The following is a 16,410-nucleotide window of genomic DNA, read 5'->3' on the forward strand; positions in this document are numbered from 1 at the left end:
ATGTCGAGTTAGTCACAGGGCCGTTTTACTCTACTATCTAAAAATTACACAGCTGTTGGTTGGAGCTCAGTTTTTGGCGGCTTGCCAAACAACATCATTAGCAAAGAAGCGACAATAGCCAAGCCTCCTACGACAAAAAATGCAGCTAAATAACTGCCTGTATATTGAACGATGAATCCTGTAGCCAAAGGTGCAATAATGCCAGCAGAGTTGGCGAGTAAGTGTATAAAGCCTGATACGGCGCCGACATTAGAGCCTTGAACGGTGTCTTGTACTATAGCCCAGTAACATGACGTTGTAACATACATGGCACACATTCCCACTGACATTAGAATCATTGCACTGACTAAGCTAGCAGCCAAAGCAGACATGACAATACATACTGCCGCTACGATTAGCCCAACCACAATGACGCTTTTTCTACTAAACAATAAATTATTTGTTTTTTTATAGATGAAGTCTGAAATAAATCCTCCACTCACTAACCCTATTGCGCCTATTGCCCAAGGTAGAGAATTCATAATCGCCAATGACTGAATATCTAAATTGCGTACGTCTAACAGATACATAGGAAACCATGACATAAAGAAGAAAGAATGTACGAATACGCGAAGAAAGCAAAGGCCGTGTATGAAATGATAGGGTGTTTTAAATAGTAAGTGAGTGGTAGGGGCTGCTCTTTTGATTGGGCTATTTCTACTCTAGTTTTAATCGAGTCGCTATCAACTGTTTTGAGGGCATAAGGTTTCCTTTTATTAACCAGTACCCAAGCAATAACCCAGAATATACCTAGAGATCCAATAGCAACAAAAGCCCAGCGCCAACCTACATATATTGCTAATGAAGCGACGATTGGAGCGGCAATAGCACCACCTAGTGGGTTACCAGAAAATGCGGAGCCAACTGCTCGTGCTCGCTCCTCTTTGGGAAACCATTCGACAATGGTTTTATTCGTGACTGAACCCATAGGTCCCTCCGCAGCTCCGAATAAAACACGAATAATCAACAGTGAAACAAAATTCCAAGCTGCTCCAGATAAGGCGGCAAAAGCTGACCAAGTAAGCATAACGCTGGTATAGACTTTGAATGATCCAAACTTATCTGCCAACCAACCACCGACAAAACAAAAAATCCCATACCCAACGGCAAAACTGGAAAAAATCATGCCTAACTGCGCTTTGTTAACGTGTAGTTCTTCTGTGATATAAGGAGCTAATATAGATAGAGCACTTCGATCTAAGTAATTGATCATAGAACCAATAAATAGTAACACCAGGACAAAGTAACGATGCTTCGTATACATATTTTCATTTCCTATGGATTGATTAAAAACATACCATTTGTTTTTGTTATGGCTGGGATTGTAGCTACTTGGTACTAACTAATATTTAGATTTGATCACAAATGGGTATATTCATCAACCAATGTGATTTATTGGTAAACACTAGTGATTTAACTTTAATTTGAATTAAGATACTGAAATATAATCAATAATATTTATTTAATTGGTAGGGTTGCTACGATTTATTATTGACTTTGTATTTTAAATTTGTGATTTCGAGTCAAGGTAATGGGGCGTGATTAGACCTTTTTTGTAATTGGTTTAACAATAATGAGGTGTTTTACGTAGTTTAAAATTGGTAGGTATGTAGAACTTGCAGAGTTAAGACATTAAATAGAAGGGAACATCAATAGATGGGTACCAAGCCTCTTGGTGCTGTCGAAAAGAAAGCCCCATAAGTTCAAAAGACTTTTGGGGCTTATTCCTTACTTGCAGCGTCCTGCTACGAGTATGCTCCGTGCATCAATCCTGACAGTTGCTAAATCCTTTAGCTTATCCTGATCTTCGCCATCCTAGCGGTGTCCTTAGCTTCTTGCTTGTTGGAAATCCACTCCAACATCCAAACGTCCATGTATCCTTTCTATTCAGATTATTCATCCATTCTGAATAACCTTGTTTCCATCCTAGAAACTGTAAATCCTTTACGTTTGTATTCAATGCCAGCTCCTTGCCTGCACTTATAAGAATAGAGAATTTACATAATTTCACAATGCCGTTAACATAAAAGCAACATCAATTCGGCATTAAAATTATAATTAATATATATAATATACAAACAGATAAGTTGATATTTTTGTTTATTGCTAGTGCTTTTGCATACAAAGTCTTACATGAAATGTGAGAGATCTCTTACGTAAAGCAGAGCAATTTAAAGAGGTTTCAACATAAGGTTAATGTGGTCTAGGCACATAAATTCTTTCGGTCTTAGATTAGTGCATTAATATTCATCTCTAGACTCTTTATGATAGATACCGACTGTCGTCTGACCTTAGTACAATAGTCATTGGCTTCATGAATGAATAATAAAATTACTATATTGTTAATATATTTTAGAAAAATAATCTAGAAAATATCTATTTTAAGTTTTTAATTTCTATTTTGGCTTGTGATTGGTTGTTAATAGGTAAAGCAATTCTATCTAGTAGCACGTATTCTACTCAAAACTTCAACCCCTTGTACTTAGAGTTTGTTTTTCCTACAAACTCATATCTCGTGGTTGTCAGCATAAAAATAAAAGTAAAGTTCGAGATTGGAAGGAAAAATGATGAATAACAACAAATTGATGCTGATGTTATTTTGTTCAGTATGTTTGATTTGGGGTACGACTTGGCTGGCGATGGAAATTGCAGTTACAAGTATTCCACCTATATTTGCTACCGGGCTAAGATTTTTTATCGCGTCGCCAATATTGGTATGTTTATCAAAAGTGTTTAAACAACCGTTATTGTTTCCAAAGGGAAAGAAAAAGTGGATGTTTATTATCGCTATTTTTTATTTTGCGATACCTTTTACGCTCATGATCGCTGGTGAGAAATATATATCTTCAGGCTTGGCTTCAGTTATTTTCGCAAATATGCCCATTGCTGTGATGATTATGTCGATGTTTTTCTTGAATTTACGACTTTCTTTTCATCAGTATGTAGGCATATTTATGTCAGTGTTCAGCTTGTATGTCATTCTATCGCATGAACTCGGAATCAGTGGAGACAATCTGTTGCTAGGAGCGGGGGCACTTATTTTAGCGGTGGTCATTCATTCTGTTATGTACGTGTTTGTTCAGAAGCATTGTAAAGATATTAAGGTTATTACTTACAACGCTTTACCATGCTATATCGCTTCAATGCTGCTGTTTATTACTGCTTTCTTTACTGAAAATATTCATTTTGCGAGTTTCACGCTAACTTCTATTCTCGCAGTCGTGTATCTAGGTGTTGTCGCGAGTGTAGGAGGAATTGTCGCGTACTTTAGGTTAGGTCAGGTGTCTACACCTTTTACGGCTTCGATATGCTTTTTGATATTTCCTTTAATCGCGTTACTTTTATCAGACCTTGTTACTCACAAGACGATGTCAAATCAATCTCTGTTAATGTTGGTGCCATTATTATTGGGTATATTGTTAACTAAACTCCCATTCAACAGAATTGCGCAAAAGTTACGAGGTACAACCAGTTAAATGTGCAAAGGCCACGTAAAGTGGCCTGTTCTCTTTTGAGTCCCTATCGATTTGAGCCAAATTTTTCTTTCTTCACCTTTGTCTTTTAAGCCTTTAGCAAAAGGCATCATTGCCTTTTATGCTCTAAACTATTTAGGAGTGAATTCTCAAAAATTTAGTTGCTCATTTATTACAAACCAAGTAAATGGAACTCAATTTGTTGCGGGCTTTGTGAAGAGAGAATAATTTGCCATCAATTGCAGACAAAAAATTACTAAGGACAATAAAGTTTTTGCCTGTAGCTGTTACGCTAATCTTTATGGCGATAATTCTGATCGTTATTTACAAAGAAAATCATGATCACACTGAGCAGCTTTCAACAAACCTACGTAAAGATTTTTTAGATACTCAAAAACAAACCATCAGAAGGCAATTGGAAAATATTGCGCAAAACCTTGAATTCGAAAAGAGCTTAACCATTGATATTTTGAAGGAAGATATCAAGGAGCATGTACGAATCGTTCATGCGATTGCGACAAAAATTTACAATGAAAATCTCAATAAACCAAGAGACGAAATAGAAAACCTGATCATTCGATCCTTACAAGATTTGGTATTTAATGAAGGGTCTGGCTATTTCTATATATTTCAAATGGATGGTGTCAATATAATGCATCCAATGGTCCCCGAATTTCAGGGGGAATCAATGTGGGATTCTAGAACTGAATCGGGAAGGTACGATATACGAGAGCAAATTCAGCTGATAGAAAACTCTCCCACTGGTGGAGCGTTTTATCGGTGGTGGCATCGAAAGCCAAGTGGGGCTGATTATGGGGTAGAAAAAATACGCTATGGTCAATATTTTGAACCCCTAGACTGGTTTATTGGCACTGAAGAGTACATTACTCCTGTCAGTCCAAAAATTGTTGAACGTGTCCTGACACGGTTATCTGAATTTAGGATTGGGAAAAATAGCTTTATTTATGTTCTCGGACCCAACGGTAAAATGTTAGTCCATCGCGACAAGGTAAAAGTGGGAGAAGTCAATAAAGCACTATACAATCATTTTCACAAAAACATCCTTCAAGCTAAAGATAATAGCAGTTCATTTGTGAGTTATGAGGATATCCGTCTTCCAACTAGAATGCGGACGCTCGATAAATTAACTTACGCCAAAAGTATTCCTACTTGGGGATGGATCATCGCAACGGATTTGTACTTATCTCAAATAGATCAGCTAGTTAATGCTCAAACAGAGCAAATTACCAAACAAAACAGGCAGCAATTCACACAGATACTGGTGATATGTCTTATATTAGCGGGGGTACTTGCGGCCGTTTCCTACTACGTAACTCGATATGTCCAAATACGTTTTATTAAGTTTCAAGATAAAATTGATGAAGATTTCTTTGAGCTACAAAATAGTAGACAAAAGTTGGAAGAAATCGCCACTTTAGATTCATTAACTAAGTTACCAAACCGTTTAATGCTCGAAGAGCGCATCCAAACCGGCATTGAAGATAGCCGAGAGAAAAACAAATTGTTAGCGGTACTTTTTGTCGATTTAGATGATTTTAAAAAAGTAAATGATCAACACGGGCATCACATTGGAGATGAATTACTTAAAGCTATCAGTCGTAAGTTCGAAAAGGTCATCGATGAAAAAGATATGCTAGTTCGTTTTGGTGGTGATGAATTTATATTGTGTTTTCCTCTTCTAGACACTACTGAACAAGCAAGAAAGAAAGCGCAGGCGCTGTGTGATGTAATGAAGGACGAGTTTATATTGCTTGGAACTGTTGTTAACACTTCCTGTAGTGTTGGTGTTTCAATGTTCCCGGGCGATGGGACTTCACCTCGGGAGCTACTATCAAAAGCTGACATTGTTTTATACCGATCCAAAGAGCAGGCAAAAGGGACGGTGATGTTTTATGACAAACAAATTAACGATCAGGTACAACATAATTTCGCTCTAGAAGATGCGATACGCAATGCAGTTCAAGTTAAGGAATTTGATATTCTTTATGAACCTAGGGTTGAACCAAAATCAGGAAAGCTGGTTGGTGTCGAAGCTATTACCCGTTGGTGCTCCGCCTCTTTAGGCTATATTCCTCAGGAAGAGTTTATTCCTGTTGCCGAAACTACGGGCATGATTATGAGTATTGGCTACTTTTCCTTTAAAAAAGCCTGTTGTGAGATTTTGAAATTATCGCCAAACGGTGAAGGAGCCGTGTCTATTTCAGTCAATGTCACTCCAAAGCAACTGATGTATCAAAAATTTGCCCTGACACTTAATGAAATCACCAAAGAAGTCGGTTTTGAAACGAATCGAGTGACCCTAGAAATTAGTGAAGAAGTTTTTTCAGAAGGGATGAAAAAATTGAAACCAGTTCTAGATAGTCTGCATCAGTTAGGTTTTGAGGTGTCATTGAGAGACTTAGGGAAGGGGTACTCTTCGCTTCGGTATCTTAACTCATTACCGATAAGCGAAATTAAAATTGATAGCGAGTTTGTCGCTGACTTACATGTAAACCCACAGAATGACAGCTTGGTCAAAACAATCGCGATGATCGGTGTATCTAATAATATTCGTGTAGCTGCGGAAGGTGTTGAGAATATCATGCAAAAAAGCATGCTGCTTAAACTAGGGTGTGAAGTACTGCAAGGTAAGTTATTCGAGCGCCCACTGACTCTTGAACAATTGCAATCTCGTTACTTTGGAATTACAACTAAAGGTTAAAAATGTTCGTTCGAACATTACTTAGAATGGACAAATTGTGCGTATAACTTGTTGTGTTTTTGTAACCTAAAAGTTACCTGTAGGCTATTGCTAATCTTAACTCCATCCATTTTTCTTACTAAAATTAGATTCCCTTTAGAGCACGATTCTTGACGTTACATGCCTGCTCAATTTTCTATGTATCAATTTCGTTAGAAATTTAATGGTCAAAAAATCGATCTATTTAACACTTATGTAGCACGTTTATCATGATTGTGTGCTCGAACGCTCAAAAGATATGTCGATTAGTTTGACTATGTAACAAACTATGCAAAATTACGCTCCACATAATTAGAAATCCCTTTTGTAAAAGGGTTAAGCAAATATCAAAACGTGTAACATGAGGGAGTGCTCAAATGAATCATAGCGAAAAGCCGACGCTATTGGGCGAGTGTATTGCAGAATTTATTGGTACTGGAATACTTATTTTCTTTGGAGTAGGGTGCGTCGCCGCTTTAGTTTTAACAGGTGCAAGTTATGGCCAGTGGGAAATAAGTATAGTCTGGGGTTTTGGTGTTTCCATTGCCATTTATTGTACTGCAGGGGTTTCAGGTGCCCATATCAATCCAGCTGTAACCATAGCTTTGGCACTATTTCATGGCTTTGATAAACAAAAAGTATTGCCATATATAGCTGCACAAGTACTAGGCGCATTTTGTTCTGCAGCGCTTGTGTACGGCTTGTATAGTAATTTATTTACTCAATACGAAATTGTTCACCACATTGCAAGGAGCAGTGAGGCCGCTTTAGCCACTGCTGGCATTTTTTCGACTTACCCTAATCCAGCGCTCAGTTTCTTTGGTGCAATGGCGGTGGAGTTTACGATCACTGCTATTTTAATGTTCGCTATTCTTGCACTTAGTGATGAAAAAAACGGCGCGGTACGCGGGCCGCTTAACCCTCTTCTTATTGGCATTCTTATTGCCGTTATCGGCTCTTCATTGGGGCCTCTGACTGGATTTGCTATGAACCCAGCACGTGATTTTGGACCTAAACTATTTGCATACTTAGCAGGGTGGGATTATGCGCTTTCTGGTGGTAAACAAATTCCTTATTTTATTGTTCCTATTGTTGCGCCAATACTGGGGGCTTGTTTTGGTGCATGGGCTTACCCTAAATTCATCGCGCAATATTTGCCAAATCAAGTTGCTGTTGAAAATGACAGCAATCAAAACGAACTAGAACACTCTAAAGCATAACTTGGCCATTATTTAACCTCGGGATTGGATAAGAAATTAAAATCATAAGTCTATTACGTTGATTTTAACGCCGTTAGACGCTTAAAGAGCGGTGCTGATTGACTTAGCTTATCCGAAGCTGGGGTTACTTAGGGCTTTATATTCTAAAATTTAAATAACGTTTATTGAAAGGAAGGACAACATGACTGAGAAGAAGTACATGGTTGCGCTCGACCAAGGTACCACAAGTTCAAGAGCTGTGGTGTTAGATCATGATGCAAATATCGTGAGTGTATCTCAGCGTGAATTTACTCAGATTTATCCTCAAGCTGGTTGGGTAGAACATGATCCAATGGAGATCTATGCGACTCAAAGTTCAACTCTCGTTGAAGCTCTGACTAAGAAAGGCATTCGTACTGATCAAATCGCTGGTATTGGTATTACCAACCAAAGGGAAACAACGATTGTTTGGAACAAGGAAACAGGCGAACCTATCTATAATGCTATCGTATGGCAATGTCGTCGAACGGCCGAAATTTGCGATGAGCTAAAGGAACGAGGGCTTGAAGAATATATTCGAGAGAACACAGGCTTAGTGCTTGACCCATATTTTTCTGGTACAAAAATCAAATGGATATTAGACAATGTAACTGGTGCTCGTGATCTCGCGAAGCAAGGTAAGTTGTTATTTGGTACTGTAGATACGTGGTTGGTCTGGAAAATGACGCAGGGCCGCGTTCACGTAACAGATTATACCAACGCTTCAAGAACGATGTTGTTCAACATAAACACTAAGCAATGGGATGAGACGCTTCTTAAGGAATTCGATATTCCTCTCTCTATGATGCCAAGTGTTAGGAATTCATCAGAGATATACGGTCAAACTAACTTAGGCGGTAAGGGCGGGACTCGTATTCCTATTGCTGGGATTGCGGGTGATCAACAAGCTGCTTTATATGGTCATATGTGCGTCAAAGCCGGCCAAGCAAAGAATACATATGGCACGGGATGTTTCTTGTTAATGAACACTGGTAACGAAAAAGTGACGTCTACTCATGGGCTATTAACGACATTAGCGTGTGGCCCTAAAGGTGAACCGGTTTACGCTCTAGAGGGTGCAGTGTTCATGGGTGGAGCATCTATTCAGTGGCTACGTGATGAATTAAAACTAGTGGCAGATGCAAAAGACTCGGAATATTTTGCAACAAAAGTAGATACCTCAAATGGGGTTTATGTTGTTCCAGCATTTACGGGTTTAGGTGCACCGTATTGGGATCCATACGCGCGTGGAACTATTGTAGGTTTAACTCGCGGCGCAAACTCTAATCATATAGTTCGCGCTACGCTGGAAAGTATTGCCTATCAAACGCGTGATGTTCTTGATGCCATGCAAGCGGATTCAGGTACTACTTTATCCTCTCTTCGAGTTGATGGCGGGGCAGTAGCTAACAACTTCCTAATGCAATTCCAATCGGATGTATTGGATACAAAAGTACACAGACCTAAAGTCACTGAAGTCACCGCATTAGGCGCGGCTTACCTCGCAGGTCTCGCGGTAGGTTTTTGGAATGATCTTGATGAGCTGACAGACAAGTCAGCGGTAGAAAAGTCGTTTATCCCACACCATGATGAAGAAAAACGTCAACGCCGCTATAAGGGCTGGAAACGTGCAGTAAAATGTGCGCAAGTTTGGGCTTCGATGCATGAGGAAGACAGCGAAAGTTAATTCTTAGCATCTAATTGCGGCATCTCCTTCTACTAATCTTGGGAGTGCCGTGATTGATAGATCTTGGTTAGGTAATACACATTAACGATGGCGATAAAGCTATTGGTTAATACCACCGGCCAAGCATCTATCGCTAACCCATAAGCAACAAAGAGTGCACAACCAACAAAATTCAATACCCGCAACTTTACGATTTCACGCATAGTGAGAGAAATTGCCACCATAATTGAAGCGGCATAACCGATAACTTCGATAGTTTCCATAGCTCTTTCAAATACTAATATTCTTATCCAAAATTTATTCAAGTGATTGAGAGTTTAAATTAACAATTACCTAAACGAGAAACGCTCACGCCACAGCTAAACGTTATTAACAAATATAGCATTAAGGTGTATTGGCCTATAGTGACAATGTTTAGAAGGGAGAGCGTTAGCGATTACGCAAACGTTTTTTAGAAAAGTTAACTTGAGACATAGTTACGATATAGGTTGCACTAAAAAGCCACCTATCATCAGGTGGCTCAATCATGAAAAGTAAAGTAAAATCGTATTACTTTTTCGCTTTAGTAGTTTGCTTATCTTCTTCTGTGAGTTCGCGGATACGGCGGCTAATATCTCTACGCGCTTTTGAAATCTCAGCGCTTTTGATGATGTGGTCATCTACGCGGTCTTCATAATCAGCTTTCATGTTTTTGATGATTGCGAAAATTTCTTCAGTTGGCATATCAGGCTTGATATAGTCGAGTAGATTTTCCAATAGATCGACACGTTTGCGGTTGTCGCGAATTTTTTTCTCGTTATCAATAAGTTCGCGCTTCAGTTTATTTTTACGGCGCGCTTGGCTAACGATTTCAAATACACTACTCATTTTCGTTTTTCCCCTAAGTAAAGCAGTAACTGGGCTCGATTAAATCACATTGGTTGCCTATATAACAGTCTTTAGATCAATAGTTACTGTTCTTTGATGTAATAATAACCGTTTCTTTGCTGGAATAATTGTAATCATTGAGATAGTCGCTATATTATGCGCATACTCAGAAATGATGCGGAATCAAAGCCAATGAATACTTCACAGATTGTGATCCCTAAAAGTGAGGTAATAGAGCCTAAAGCGGCTACAAATTCAAAAGTAGCTGAAGCTTATATCCATGAACGGAACAAGCTGGAATATACTGAAGTTGAACTATCGAGAGCGAAGGTTGTAGTTTTGGATGAAGATGGAAATGTTACTCATCGCCCACTATTTTTGGATCATTAGTTAATATTTCGAATTAAAAGGAACGTTCATGAACATGCAACTTACTGCAAATGAAGCGCGAGTAATAGGCTGCCTAATTGAAAAAGAAGTAACGACTCCCGACTATTACCCATTAACGTTAAATAGCTTAACTGCGGCGTGTAACCAGAAAAGTAACCGAGAGCCAGTAATGGCTTTGTCTGAAATTGATGTTCAAGCGGCAGTAGATAGCTTGATCTCCAAACGTCTCGTGAGCGATGAAAGTGGTTTTAACAGCCGTACCAGTAAGTTTTTACATCGTTTTTGTAATACTGAATTTGGTGATCTTCAGCTGAGTGAACAAGAAAAAGGCATCGTCTGCTGTTTACTACTTCGAGGTGCGCAAACACCAGGTGAATTAAGAACAAGAACCAACAGGTTATCAAGCTTTACTGACGTTAAAGAAGTCGAATCAGTGTTAGATCAAATGGCAAGCCGAGAAGAGGGGGCTTTGGTTGTTAAGCTTCCGAGAGAAGCTGGCAAGCGTGAATCACGCTATCAACATCTATTTAGTGGGGAAGTAGATCTAAGTGCGTCGTTAGAAAATACCTTTCAGCCTACTGGTGAAGCAAACGGAACCGACAGAATTTCTCTATTGGAAAATGAAGTGGCTGAGCTAAAGCAAGAGCTCTCCGAGTTACGAAACCTCGTCAATTCTTTATTGTAAATTTCGTGGCCGAATCCATCTGGTTTATTTACCTCATTCGAAATTGCCGTGGTGACCTCTACTGCGGCATTACAACTGATATAGAAAGGCGCTATAAACAGCATTGTGAGGGAAAAGGTGCCAAGTCGCTTAGAGGAAAAGGGCCACTGAGTTTGGTCTGGACTTATCAAGTCGGTGTTAGTAGAAGTCAGGCACTTAAGCTTGAGTATGCCATCAAAAAACTGACTAAAAGTAAAAAAGAACTCTTAATACGACAACCAGATTCAATATCTAAAGTTATCGAGACTATGGCTTAATATTTCACCTGAATATTCTTCTGTTCCAATACCCTTCCGTTCAAATACCTTAGCTTCTTTTATTGTTCCAATACGTACATTACTTACCTGTCAAAATTGTTTGGACTATAACTCTCATATTTATCCCTTCTATTTGAATTAGTTTTTATGGAAATTGTGAATGCCTTGTTATGTATTAATATTTAAATTGAATTGGATTCAAAGGTGAACAGGGAAATGAAAAATATAAAAAGAGTTTCAGCAATAGGGGCATTCGGCTTAGCTTCTTTGGGTGCCGAAGCCGCTACTACCGTAGCAGATGGTCGTGGCAATGGTATGGGTAATGTAGGTGTCACTACGGCAAACTATATTATGGCGCCATTTTATAATCCGGCCTTAGTTGCAGTCTATCGAGAAAAAGATAACTTTGGTTTGTTACTTCCAGCTATTGGCGCGGAGCTTAGAGACCCAGATAACAACTTGGATGTTATTGACGATCTACAAGATGCTATAAACGCTAACGATTACACGAGTATAAACGGGTATCTTGACGAGTTAGAAGGTAACAAGTCGTTGAATGTTAGTGCTGGTGTGAGCGCGGCGTTCGCTATCCCACATGAAAAAATCTCATTAAATGTTTTTACTCGTGGGTATGCGGAAATTAGTGGTACGCCAGATATCGCTCCTTTTGTTAGCAATTCTGCTGGAGACACGCAAACACGTTATCAAAACTCTAATATTGACTTGATAGCTTTTGGTTATTTGGAGTTTGGTGTTGCTCTAGCTAAACGGATGGCAGTTGCAAATCAAGATGTATCGTTTGGGTTGACTCCGAAAATCCAGCGCCTTAGAACCTACAAGCAGAACATAAACGTTAATGATTTTGACGTAAGTGATTACGACGAAACCGAAACTACAAAGAATGCATTTAATATGGACTTAGGTGCGGTTTGGATGCATGAGCAGTTCCGAGCAGGTATTGCAGTAAAAGATTTATTCTCGCAAAAAATCGACACACAAAATGTAGGTGGAGTCAGTACCTATAAGCTTGATACTCAAGTTACTGTATCGGGAGCCTATGCAGCTCGCTTGGTTACTGTCACTTCTGATTTGGATTTAACCAAACAATCCCGGTTCACAGATGTCAACGATGATACTAAGTTTTGGCGTTTTGGGGTTGAAGGTAACGCTTGGGACTGGGTGCAACTAAGAGCTGGGTATCAAATTGATTTAGAGGACACTTTAGACAACTCAGTGACAGCTGGCGTTGGGATAAGTCCGGGGGATCTTGTGAGCTTCGATCTAGCGGGGAATTACGCAGGCAAGCACGAATATGGAGTTTCGGCCAATTTGGAGTTTACTTTCTAATTAATCATTTAACTGTGTGATTGTTTTTTAAGCGCACACTAGGCGATTGCGTGCGCTTTGTCTATTGTTATTGATAAAAGTAAAAGTTTCTCTTTCAACTCTTACATACGCTTGCGATACTTAACTTTGACGTAAAGCGGTGGCACATGACTCGTTAGTATCACTGATAGCTAAACTCTGACCTTGGCAGCTTAACGCTCATCAACTTGAGCGTTTGTAAGCAAAATTTAAGAGGGGTTAAGTTTAAGTGATATGTGAGATTTCCAAAGTAAGCGCCTGTTTGTAGTTGTAGTAAATACGATTAACACTTGAACGTATTTGGGTACTTAGGTAAGGAATGGATGGAGTATCAAAACCGTCAACAACGGTGAAACGAAAAAATTTAGCAACGTTAATAACGCGCTCGGTGTTTATTATCGTATTTGTTTTGACATTAATGTTGCTTTTCCAAAACTATCAAGTGAGTAAACAAATCGTTTCTCTTGAAGTCGCTCGTTCAACATTGCAAACATCGAGCCTTCTACAATCAATTTTTAACTTCAAACTGACCTCCCTAGAGATTCAACAAGATAGCTACACGCGCAGCGGAATATTGGTGTCCGCCATATCCGATTCTCATTTAGAGCGGTTGGATAGTTTTTTTGAAAGCATTGATAACATGGATCCTACATTAGCTCCTGATTTTCGATTCATTACTTATAAACACAAGCTTATTTGGAATGATAGGCAGTCTAGGTTCTATGGTATTACTTCTAGTGACTTAGCGAAGCTCGCAGAAGATATGTCGACGACGAGCAATTGGCGTCTAACTAAAATGAACAGTTTACTCGGCATTCAATATGTACTTGCGCGTCATACTCCGGTTATTGATACAAATAATGGTGATGCGATAGGCACCATGTACATTGGCATAGTATTAAATAACAACTTCATCTTAGCGAACGCACTACGAGATGGTAGTAACGTGGATGATGCTGTTGTCGCTGTAGGACCGACAATTATAGCTTCAACCATAGACAGCACGCGTGCTTATTCTGGGCAATCTTTACTAGAAAATTATCGTGATACTCATGAACGTAGCCCTTTTGTCATTGCAAAAACCGATTTGAATGTAAATGGGGGGAAAACGTTTATCTCGGTCTATACAGTACAGAACAATGAAAGAGTTGCCCAATTAGCTCGCAGTCATTATGTATGGTTGGGCGTGGTCTTATTTGCAGTACTCATGGTCGCGATCATCAGCCGTATTTGGCTTAGGCAGCGAGTATCGTCAGATCTCATTGATTTGATGAATTACACAACGGAAGTGGCTGCAAGTAAAAGGATTAAGGCGTATGAAGGCTCTTCGATTGCAGAGTTTGACCAGATAGGGCGTAGCCTAGAACTTACTTTTAAGCGCTTAAACGAACAAGAGAGACAGTTTCAAGACTTATTTAATTTTTCTTTATCTCCGATTATGTTGTGGGGGAGAGATGGTTCGTTATTAAACATGAACCCGTCCGCACAAAAGCACTTCAATATCAAAGACATTAACACTCAGGGTTGTAAAGAGCTGTTAGAGAGTATTCTACCTCAGATCCAAATGTCTGCCCAAGGAGCAACACTCACTGGGGTCAACGTCCCCGTTGGTGACAAAACCTATCGATGGAACATTTCGCCAATAATTGTGAATGACCGTGTACAAAGTGTCATTGCCCAAGCTCAGGACATTACTAGCTTTGTAGAAGCGGAAAAACAAAGCCAAGCAGCGAAAGAAGAGGCTGAGGAATCAGCACAAATCCGGGCAGATTTTTTAGCTCGAATGAGCCATGAGCTTAGGACACCACTCAATGGCATACTCGGTGTTTCGCAGCTTCTAAAAGGGGTCCTAAACGAGCGCTCTAACCTAGAGCATGTTGAAGTACTTTGTAGCAGCGGTGAACATTTGCTTGCAGTATTGGATGATATCTTAGACTTTTCTAAAATCGAACAAGGAAAATTTCATATTCAAGCTGCTGAGTTTCGGCTTCAAGAGCTCGTGAATGCGGTAAATAAAATTTTTACGCCGCTGTGTGAAGACAAGGGTATCTTCCTAAGCGTAACGTCGAACGTCGATAAGAGCAGTATTGTATACAGTGATCAGATTCGGCTAAATCAAATATTATTTAACCTAGCGAGCAACGCTGTTAAATTTACCCATCAAGGGCAGGTGAAAATTAGTATAAACATGTTTGAGCAGACAGAAGAGGAATCACTACTCACCATTAAAGTCGAAGATACAGGAATAGGGATTGAACGAAACAGGTGGGAGAGTATCTTCGATCCGTTCGTGCAGGCCGAATCAACGACTACACGTGAATACGGTGGCAGTGGATTGGGCTTAGCAATTGTAAAAAGTTTGGTTGATCTTCTCTATGGAGAAATTGATGTAAAAAGTGAATTAAATAAAGGGTCGGAGTTTACTGTTTCTCTTCCAATCGAAATCAGACAGCAAAAAGAAAAAATTAAGCCAACAACGCTTAAGGCAGACCCATCTAAACTTTTTAACCGTAAGCTAGAAGTTCTTTTGGTTGAAGATAATCATACCAATGCGTTTATTGCTCAGGCATTTTGTAAAAAATATGGAATGAATGTTGAGTGGGTCAAGGATGGTGTTACAGCAATAGAATACATAGAGCACAACGACAAGGTTGACTTAGTTTTGATGGATAACCAGTTACCGAACTTAGGGGGTATTGAAGCGACTCGTACTATTCGTGAAGATCTTAAATCTTCGGTGCCAATATACGCTTGTACAGCAGATGGGATGCAAGATACGCAACAAGCTTTTCTTAGTGCTGGGGCCAATTATGTGATTATAAAACCAATTAAAGAGCAGGCTCTGAACGACGCATTTATATACTTTAGAGAACATCATTTCAAGAAATAGGGTAACTAATTAAACGAACTTGCGTTAAACACCTCTTCAAGTAATTTAGACCGCAGCTTTTCATCTAACGATATTTCTTCAGTAAACTTGGTTCCAATTTTTGTACCTTGTTTTGTTTTGGTTAGGGATATGATTTTTCCGGTTAAATCATTATTTAAATATTCATCTAAATCGGAACTGATTTGAAGTGTAAGTTTTTCTTTTAATGAGGTTTGCTCTTTTATTAGAATTGCGCACCCAGATACTGAGAAATCCACTAATGTGGCGTTATAGGTTTCTCCCTCTGCGGAGATCGTTGCTGACAGGTTGATTTTATAACGCTCGTGTTCACGAATAGGCTTTCTAGCATAATGCTGTGGGGCCCTTAGAAAAAGTAAACCTGTGGGGGTGTTAATAAGGGCTAATGTTGTACTCTTAAAAGCAATGATGTCGCCATCTTTGGTATCACTTACTCCTCTAATTACAATTCGCGTATTGTTAACCTTACGCATTATGAGTTGTTCTTTCACTTTGGCTGGAAAGTCGATAATCATATATAAATCGGCCTTTCCACCGATGTATTGAGAAGCAAAGCTAAAACTGTCCTTTGGCCCAAATTCGAGCACAACGGACAGTTTCATTCCTGGTTTTAATAATGGGAAAAGCTCAGATGCAGCACTACTCACTTAAATCACACACCGAATCAAATTATATGTCAATCTATCAATAATATAGTGCGAACGGTGGTTAAAATCTGCTTT

Annotated in this window: 14 protein-coding genes; 9 read left to right on the forward strand and 5 right to left on the reverse strand. The window is 39.3% G+C overall.

From position 1 onward, the window contains the following. Positions 1 to 44 precede the first annotated feature (44 nt). Together ACM2FC_RS16670 and ACM2FC_RS16675 are read right to left on the reverse strand one after the other, a co-directional pair. A complete protein-coding gene (locus ACM2FC_RS16670; RefSeq protein WP_498482093.1) occupies positions 45 to 569 on the reverse strand; it encodes an MFS transporter in 525 nt (174 codons plus the stop codon). Beyond that, the gene (locus ACM2FC_RS16675; protein WP_498482094.1) at positions 557 to 1,303 is read right to left on the reverse strand and encodes an MFS transporter; all 747 of its coding nucleotides are present in this window, start codon (positions 1,301 to 1,303) and stop codon (positions 557 to 559) included. The genes ACM2FC_RS16670 and ACM2FC_RS16675 overlap by 13 nt, the downstream gene beginning before the upstream one ends. 1,303 nt (positions 1,304 to 2,606) lie before the next feature. On the opposite strand from ACM2FC_RS16675, the gene ACM2FC_RS16680 reads away from it, so the two are divergent. The 4 genes from ACM2FC_RS16680 to glpK all read left to right on the forward strand — a co-directional run bounded on the left by ACM2FC_RS16680 (position 2,607) and on the right by glpK (position 9,177). Next, positions 2,607 to 3,515 (forward strand): DMT family transporter, encoded by a 909-nt coding sequence (locus ACM2FC_RS16680; RefSeq protein ID WP_498482095.1) that lies wholly within the window; start codon positions 2,607 to 2,609, stop codon positions 3,513 to 3,515. Between the two features lie 298 nt (positions 3,516 to 3,813). Further along, positions 3,814 to 6,234, forward strand: a complete 2,421-nt coding sequence (locus tag ACM2FC_RS16685) for a bifunctional diguanylate cyclase/phosphodiesterase (protein ID WP_498482096.1) — start codon at positions 3,814 to 3,816, stop codon at positions 6,232 to 6,234. Positions 6,235 to 6,629: 395 nt separating this feature from the next. Further along, a complete protein-coding gene (locus tag ACM2FC_RS16690) occupies positions 6,630 to 7,472 on the forward strand; it encodes an MIP/aquaporin family protein (protein WP_498482097.1) in 843 nt (280 codons plus the stop codon). 181 nt (positions 7,473 to 7,653) lie between these two features. After that, complete coding sequence (glpK, locus tag ACM2FC_RS16695) at positions 7,654 to 9,177, forward strand: glycerol kinase GlpK (RefSeq protein ID WP_498482098.1); 1,524 nt, start codon at positions 7,654 to 7,656, stop codon at positions 9,175 to 9,177. A gap of 32 nt (positions 9,178 to 9,209) precedes the next feature. Here glpK and ACM2FC_RS16700 read toward each other — a convergent pair whose 3' ends face one another. Beyond that, the gene (locus ACM2FC_RS16700; RefSeq protein ID WP_498482099.1) at positions 9,210 to 9,440 is read right to left on the reverse strand and encodes a hypothetical protein; all 231 of its coding nucleotides are present in this window, start codon (positions 9,438 to 9,440) and stop codon (positions 9,210 to 9,212) included. Positions 9,441 to 9,726: 286 nt separating this feature from the next. Next, positions 9,727 to 10,044, reverse strand: coding sequence for a DUF496 family protein (locus ACM2FC_RS16705; protein ID WP_498482100.1), 318 nt, complete (start codon positions 10,042 to 10,044; stop codon positions 9,727 to 9,729). Positions 10,045 to 10,236: 192 nt separating this feature from the next. On the opposite strand from ACM2FC_RS16705, the gene ACM2FC_RS16710 reads away from it, so the two are divergent. The 5 genes from ACM2FC_RS16710 (at position 10,237) to luxQ (ending at position 15,670) form a co-directional block, all read left to right on the forward strand. After that, positions 10,237 to 10,434: a hypothetical protein gene (locus ACM2FC_RS16710; RefSeq protein WP_498482101.1), complete on the forward strand. Its 198-nt coding sequence runs from the start codon at positions 10,237 to 10,239 to the stop codon at positions 10,432 to 10,434. 28 nt (positions 10,435 to 10,462) lie between these two features. Continuing rightward, a complete protein-coding gene (locus ACM2FC_RS16715) occupies positions 10,463 to 11,119 on the forward strand; it encodes a YceH family protein (RefSeq protein WP_498482102.1) in 657 nt (218 codons plus the stop codon). Positions 11,120 to 11,124: 5 nt separating this feature from the next. Then, the gene (locus ACM2FC_RS16720; protein ID WP_498482103.1) at positions 11,125 to 11,415 is read left to right on the forward strand and encodes a GIY-YIG nuclease family protein; all 291 of its coding nucleotides are present in this window, start codon (positions 11,125 to 11,127) and stop codon (positions 11,413 to 11,415) included. A gap of 216 nt (positions 11,416 to 11,631) precedes the next feature. Then, on the forward strand, positions 11,632 to 12,762 hold the full coding sequence (locus tag ACM2FC_RS16725) for a conjugal transfer protein TraF (RefSeq protein WP_498482104.1): 1,131 nt from the start codon (positions 11,632 to 11,634) through the stop codon (positions 12,760 to 12,762). 337 nt (positions 12,763 to 13,099) lie between these two features. Further along, positions 13,100 to 15,670 (forward strand): quorum-sensing autoinducer 2 sensor kinase/phosphatase LuxQ, encoded by a 2,571-nt coding sequence (gene luxQ, locus ACM2FC_RS16730; protein ID WP_498482105.1) that lies wholly within the window; start codon positions 13,100 to 13,102, stop codon positions 15,668 to 15,670. A gap of 5 nt (positions 15,671 to 15,675) precedes the next feature. Here luxQ and ACM2FC_RS16735 read toward each other — a convergent pair whose 3' ends face one another. Next, a complete protein-coding gene (locus tag ACM2FC_RS16735) occupies positions 15,676 to 16,335 on the reverse strand; it encodes a PilZ domain-containing protein (protein ID WP_498482106.1) in 660 nt (219 codons plus the stop codon). Positions 16,336 to 16,410: the final 75 nt, after the last annotated feature.

The sequence above is a fragment of the Vibrio sp. A37 genome (genome assembly GCF_059777565.1).

Bases quoted from the DNA above. Each gene is read 5' to 3' on its own strand.
- luxQ (WP_498482105.1), top strand. From the start codon at position 13,100: ATGGATGGAGTATCAAAACCGTCAACAACGGTGAAACGAAAAAATTTA.
- ACM2FC_RS16710 (WP_498482101.1), top strand. From the start codon at position 10,237: ATGAATACTTCACAGATTGTGATCCCTAAAAGTGAGGTAATAGAGCCT.
- ACM2FC_RS16685 (WP_498482096.1), top strand. From the start codon at position 3,814: ATGGCGATAATTCTGATCGTTATTTACAAAGAAAATCATGATCACACT.
- ACM2FC_RS16670 (WP_498482093.1), bottom strand. From the start codon at position 569: ATGTATCTGTTAGACGTACGCAATTTAGATATTCAGTCATTGGCGATT.
- ACM2FC_RS16680 (WP_498482095.1), top strand. From the start codon at position 2,607: ATGAATAACAACAAATTGATGCTGATGTTATTTTGTTCAGTATGTTTG.
- ACM2FC_RS16725 (WP_498482104.1), top strand. From the start codon at position 11,632: ATGAAAAATATAAAAAGAGTTTCAGCAATAGGGGCATTCGGCTTAGCT.
- ACM2FC_RS16700 (WP_498482099.1), bottom strand. From the start codon at position 9,440: ATGGAAACTATCGAAGTTATCGGTTATGCCGCTTCAATTATGGTGGCA.
- ACM2FC_RS16715 (WP_498482102.1), top strand. From the start codon at position 10,463: ATGAACATGCAACTTACTGCAAATGAAGCGCGAGTAATAGGCTGCCTA.
- ACM2FC_RS16675 (WP_498482094.1), bottom strand. From the start codon at position 1,303: ATGTATACGAAGCATCGTTACTTTGTCCTGGTGTTACTATTTATTGGT.
- glpK (WP_498482098.1), top strand. From the start codon at position 7,654: ATGACTGAGAAGAAGTACATGGTTGCGCTCGACCAAGGTACCACAAGT.
- ACM2FC_RS16705 (WP_498482100.1), bottom strand. From the start codon at position 10,044: ATGAGTAGTGTATTTGAAATCGTTAGCCAAGCGCGCCGTAAAAATAAA.
- ACM2FC_RS16690 (WP_498482097.1), top strand. From the start codon at position 6,630: ATGAATCATAGCGAAAAGCCGACGCTATTGGGCGAGTGTATTGCAGAA.